We start from the raw sequence: 4901 nt of genomic DNA, 5'->3' as shown, positions 1-4901 counted from the left end.
TTGCTTTCCGAAGTGAAGGAGATCTCAAAACTCCCAAAATCGTCAGGCTTCAGGACACCCACAACATAGTTCTTGTAGGGATCCGCCGGGACTGCCGGAGATGCCGATGAGACCGTTACGGCATTGGCCGTCTCAAGACCTGCGTTGGTCACATCGCCGGTCACGTGGTAGACTGAGCCCTCCATGGTCACCTTGATGTTGCTGATTACGGGATCGGCCTGTTTCTTGTCCGTGCCGAACGTGATCGGAAGGATGACGCTAGCTGTGTGGGCATTGTCCCCGTTATCATAGTTCACGGTTACGTTGAGGTCCGTCTCCTTGCCCGGGGTTACCGAGATGGTCTTATTCACAGAGGAGCCGTATGGCAGATCTCCGATGTAGAGCTTTGCGGGGGTAGCCGTAATCCCGTCCCCGGAGACTTCGAGAACGACATTCTTCACGTCATTCTCCCGCGGGTTGGCGATCTGTACGGTAACGGAATCTTTCTGGTCCTTGCTGAAGGTGTCAGGCTGATCCGTTATTGAGACCGTTACCGGGGTATTCTCCACCTTGACCGGCGTGCGGTAATACAGGCTGTCGGACGCATCGCGGAGGGAAAGCGAGAATGTCGGATAATATGTTCCTTCAACGGCATCCGTTGCAATGGAGAAGACAAACGTCCTTGTCTGGAGTGGCCCGATGTTTGCTGAAGTGTCGTACGTGCCGCTGGTGAGACGGATATCCTTGTCCCCGAACGTTGCATGGTTGATAACAATACTCTGGTTCGCATTCCCGTTGGTCACGTAAAATGTGGCCGTACCTGTTTCACCGGTGAAAAAAACATCGGGATTGATAGTCACGTCAGAGATGTATAGATTGCCTGCGGCTGCCTGGGACTCCGGTGTACTGTACGCACTGGCCGATCCTGCAAGAATTCCAATCGCAAGCAGGGCTCCGAAAAATACCAGGATCCCTGTCCAGACACGGGTATTCGCTTGAATCTGTCCTGAGTTCATGGACACAGAATCAGTACACCTCATCTGCTCCAGGATACGGGAATTTCCGTTGATTTGTTGTATTCCGAACATGGTTTCCTCAATCAAAACGTTGCTTTGTAGTATTTTTTTTTACTACTCGCATTGTACAGTAAACTTTACATTGATAAAAAGGTTATCCCAAAAGTAGTAAATTTATTAACAACCGAAAGACCATGGTATCAGTATGGAGAGCATCCCCTCTTCCCTCATAAAATCACTCAATGATCTCGGACTGTCCAACTATGAAGCGGTCGTGTATGCCGCGCTGGTTTTATACGACAATGCAGAGGCTAAAGAGATCACAGACTTCCTCTCGATCTCCAAACCAAGCGTCTATGAGGCCCTGGATCGTCTCACCGATATGGGTCTTGCCGTAAAGAGAATTTCAAAACCGGCCCGGTACAGTGCGATCTCACCGGAAATGGCCATCGATCTTCTCATGGACAGGCACAGGAAGGCAGCAGATCTGGCACTGGTGACCTTAAAAAAACTGGAAACGGAGACGGTCAAGACGGACAAGGAGGATGCCCTCTGGACCATTTACGGGGATGCCAATATCGAGTACAAGATCCGGGATCTTTTCGGGAAAGCAAAACATGAGATCAACTGTATGATCGGTGAGAGATACATTCCCTTCATTGAGAATATCAGGATTAGGAATGTATCGCTGCACCTCATGGTGGTTTCCGATAATCCGGATCTTGAGAGAAAACTTCAGGCGCTATTCCCGGGGAAAAATGCGGAGGTCCATGTCATCTCCTCAGAACAATTCAAAATCCCGCCACCCTTTGCCCCGCCGGAATTCGAGGAGATCCATAACCTGATGAAGATCGAAAATACCCTCGAACTGATTGTTGATGATGAGGAACTCCTCATGATCCCGCCATTCATCTCCGGCAGCATATCTGTCCTCAATACCCGGAACAAGGGCGCAATCCTCCAGATGAAAATGATGAGCCATTTCAACTGGCAGCGGTTTGTTGAAGGCGCAGAATTCCCGTTTCCTGCCCGACCCGCCAGACCCGGAAAAAGAGATGACGAGGATTTTCAGGGCCGTCAGAGTGGCCGGGTAAACGAGGAAAAAATAACCGGAGGAACCGCTAGTAAACCTCAATGAGCCCTTTGCTCTTCCCGGTGATCGACCGGCCACCCTGCGGGGTCACAACAAAGGTGTTCTCAATACCAACGAGGCCGACACCCGGTATCCCTTTCTTGGGTTCAACAGCAAAGACCATCCCTTCCTGCAGGGGCTCGTCGAACCCCTCCGCAATAACCGGCATCTCGTCGATCCAGAGCCCGATCCCGTGGCCGAGGAACTTGACCCGGTGGTTGCCAAAGCCCATGAAGTTCGTAAGAAACGCCGGTTCAAGGTCCGCCATGATGTCCCGGTAGATCTCGGACGGGATGGCACCCGGTTTCAGCTGGGATGCGATCCGGTCCTGGATCTCCACGCAGCGCCCGTGCTGGCGGATAGCATCATCCGGGATCGGGCTGCCGAACATGTACGAGAGCGTCTTGTCGGTCTGGTATCCCTTATACCCGCAGCCGATGTCGATGACGACCATGTCCCCCTTGCGGAGTTTCCGTTCACGGCAGCCCATCAGCGGGACCGAGGGGTGCATACCCGAGATGCCGCCGGGGGTATCCACGCAGATGGGCCGGAGGGAACTGGTGCCGAACCCGACCTGGCCGAGCAGCATCTCGTTGAACATGTCGAAGCGGATGATCCCCTGGTGGCCTTCCTTCACCATCCGCGAGTACAGGTCGCACTCGAGCGTGACCTCGTCGATGCCTTCTTCCAGCATCCCGGGCACAATGTCTTCGAGTGCATGGCGGTGGATCTCACCGGCCCGCTCCATCAGCCCAATCTCGTACGGGCTCTTCTTCGCCCTGACCGCAGCCACCTGCATCTCCACCGGTTTCAGATCAGTAAACGGCAGGTGCTTCTGCATTCTTCGGAGCTGGGCGATCGATACCTGGTCGGTTTCAAGATACACACTCGACGGGAGCGAACCCATTCCTGCCGCAACGTCCCTGTAGCTCCGCATTTTCCGGATGCCGGGGAAGAGCGACTCCTCTTCTGCCCGCTCGAAGCTCTGCCGGACCCAGAAGACCGCGTCGCCACCCTGCGGGATGAGTAGGAGGCCGTCCTGCATGGTCCCTGTGAAGTAGTAGAGCGGGATCTTACCGACGATGGCTGCCATCTTCCAGTCCGGACGGCTCGTATCCATCCGTGCCCGGAAACGTTCCATGCGATCGTTGAGTTCGGTGAGCGGAACTTTCATGCTGATAAAAACTGGGGCTGGAAGGCTATTAAGAATGATTGAAATATATCCAGGAACCGGGAATTATTCAATCTTGCGGGAATAAAAAAAACGGATGTGATCGAAATTGTGCATAGGTCCTGGTTCCACCGCTCAATGACGTTTGGCCCACCAGGGAATACTATCTCAAATTTATTCTGTAAATCCATTCGTCCGCTTTTTTTCTGCATCAAGAAACAGGGCCATGCCGGTTTTCATTTTCCTGAAGTTCAGCTTCTGATAAAACGGTTCCTTGCCCGGGGATGCATATAAAATAACATTACAATGGGGGATTCGATTGAGAATGTTGCTGACAATGGTAAAACCTACCGATTTGCCCTGATATTCAGGCAAGACCGCGATATCATACAGTGCAGCCTGGCAAGTCCCGTCGGAAATTGCACGACCAAATCCAATCAGTTTTCCATCGTCAAATGCAAAGACCACGGTGTGGCTGTTTTCAAAAGCCTGCTTATGCACGTTACCTTCAAAAAATGCCATTCCGCCTTTTTTTAATATTTCAACAACACAATTCCAGTCGATGCCTGAACAGTGGTATTGAAGGGTAAGGTTCATGTTTTTTCACCATCATCCTGCAGGCAATCCAGGCGGTTGTCGTATTAAAAAGGGGTAAATCCGGGATTTATTTCCGTTCGCTCTTCTCTCTGTCCCACTGCTCAAGCACTTCGTTGCCTTCGATAAACTCGAATTTGTGCTTGCGGCCATAGAGCTTTGCATCCTCTTTGGAGAGGGCATAGCCGCTCTCGTCATCCAGCATCTCGCAGATAGTTATTGACGGTGTGATCCCCGCCATCTGGGCCATGGCAATCGAGAGCTCGGTCTGGCCGCGCCTGACATCGAGAAGACCGTCGGCAGCCCGGAGGAGTGCCATGTGGCCCGGTGTCCGGAAGGTCTCGTGGAAGTTCACGACCCCGCCATTGAGGGAGCGCTTCACCTGCTCGGCGATCGCGTTCACGGTCAGGGCCCGGTCGCGGTCGGTGATCCCGGTGAAGGTGTTGCGGTGGTTCACCCAGAGCGAGAACGAGGAGTGGTTCTTCCGGTCATAGGGGATATCCCCTTCCCGCTCCGCAACCGCGATCGCCCTCAGGGCATCGCTCGCGAACGGGAGGCCGAGGCGCTGGGCCGCAACCGGGTGGACCGCCGTGCAGATCAGGCCGCCGCCGTCCTTCCGCATCCGGACAATATCCTTTGGCGTAACGGCATCGGACCGGATCGCAAAGTCCGTCTCACCCTCGCGGTCATCAAAGTCATAGAGCAGGATGAACTTCCCGTCCCGGAGTGCCGCAAGGGCCTTGTCTATCACTGGCCCACCTCAACGTTGATGCTGTCATTGTCCTCGACACCGAGTTTCCGCCGGAGGGCAATAGGGGCGATGACCTCGATAAGATCGTCCGGGTAATGCGTCCTGCCGGGCACCACAATGCCGCACTTGATCGTGCCGATCCGGCACGGGATGCACCGGGCATCGCCGAACGTCCGGCCGTCCGTGGAGAAGCCCTTGATCCGGGTCCAGTCGAGCGCTTCGATCTTCTTCCGGATCGTCACGCTCGACGGGGCCAGC

At 54.0% G+C, this 4901-nt stretch carries 6 protein-coding genes; 1 reads left to right on the top strand and 5 read right to left on the bottom strand.

Translation table 11 applies throughout. The annotated features are described in order from the left end of the window. Positions 1-995, bottom strand: a 995-nt coding sequence (locus LUQ43_RS13345; protein WP_299968576.1) for a hypothetical protein, incomplete at its 3' end; no start/stop codon positions are given. 205 nt (positions 996-1200) lie between these two features. Between LUQ43_RS13345 and LUQ43_RS13340 the strand changes: the two genes are divergently transcribed. Next, positions 1201-2133 carry a helix-turn-helix domain-containing protein gene (locus LUQ43_RS13340; protein ID WP_299968574.1) on the top strand — a complete coding sequence of 311 codons (933 nt, stop codon included), beginning with the start codon at positions 1201-1203 and terminating at the stop codon, positions 2131-2133. On the opposite strand, the gene LUQ43_RS13335 is transcribed toward LUQ43_RS13340, so the two are convergent. From LUQ43_RS13335 to LUQ43_RS13320, 4 genes are all read right to left on the bottom strand, one after another. Next, positions 2117-3301: a Xaa-Pro peptidase family protein gene (locus LUQ43_RS13335; protein WP_299968572.1), complete on the bottom strand. Its 1185-nt coding sequence runs from the start codon at positions 3299-3301 to the stop codon at positions 2117-2119. The genes LUQ43_RS13340 and LUQ43_RS13335 overlap by 17 nt on opposite strands. Before the next feature lie 171 nt (positions 3302-3472). Beyond that, positions 3473-3895 (bottom strand): GNAT family N-acetyltransferase, encoded by a 423-nt coding sequence (locus LUQ43_RS13330; protein WP_299968570.1) that lies wholly within the window; start codon positions 3893-3895, stop codon positions 3473-3475. Between the two features lie 67 nt (positions 3896-3962). Further along, positions 3963-4643, bottom strand: coding sequence for a 3,4-dihydroxy-2-butanone-4-phosphate synthase (gene ribB / locus LUQ43_RS13325; RefSeq protein ID WP_299968568.1), 681 nt, complete (start codon positions 4641-4643; stop codon positions 3963-3965). Continuing rightward, a partial coding sequence (locus LUQ43_RS13320; protein ID WP_299968566.1) for a CTP-dependent riboflavin kinase occupies positions 4640-4901 on the bottom strand: 262 nt, incomplete at its 5' end. The genes LUQ43_RS13320 and ribB, both read right to left, overlap by 4 nt.

This window comes from Methanoregula sp., assembly GCF_028679125.1.
Classification (GTDB): domain Archaea; phylum Halobacteriota; class Methanomicrobia; order Methanomicrobiales; family Methanospirillaceae; genus Methanoregula.
Note: the sequence above shows the minus strand (reverse complement) of the source record. Positions and strands in the feature narration are given on the sequence as shown.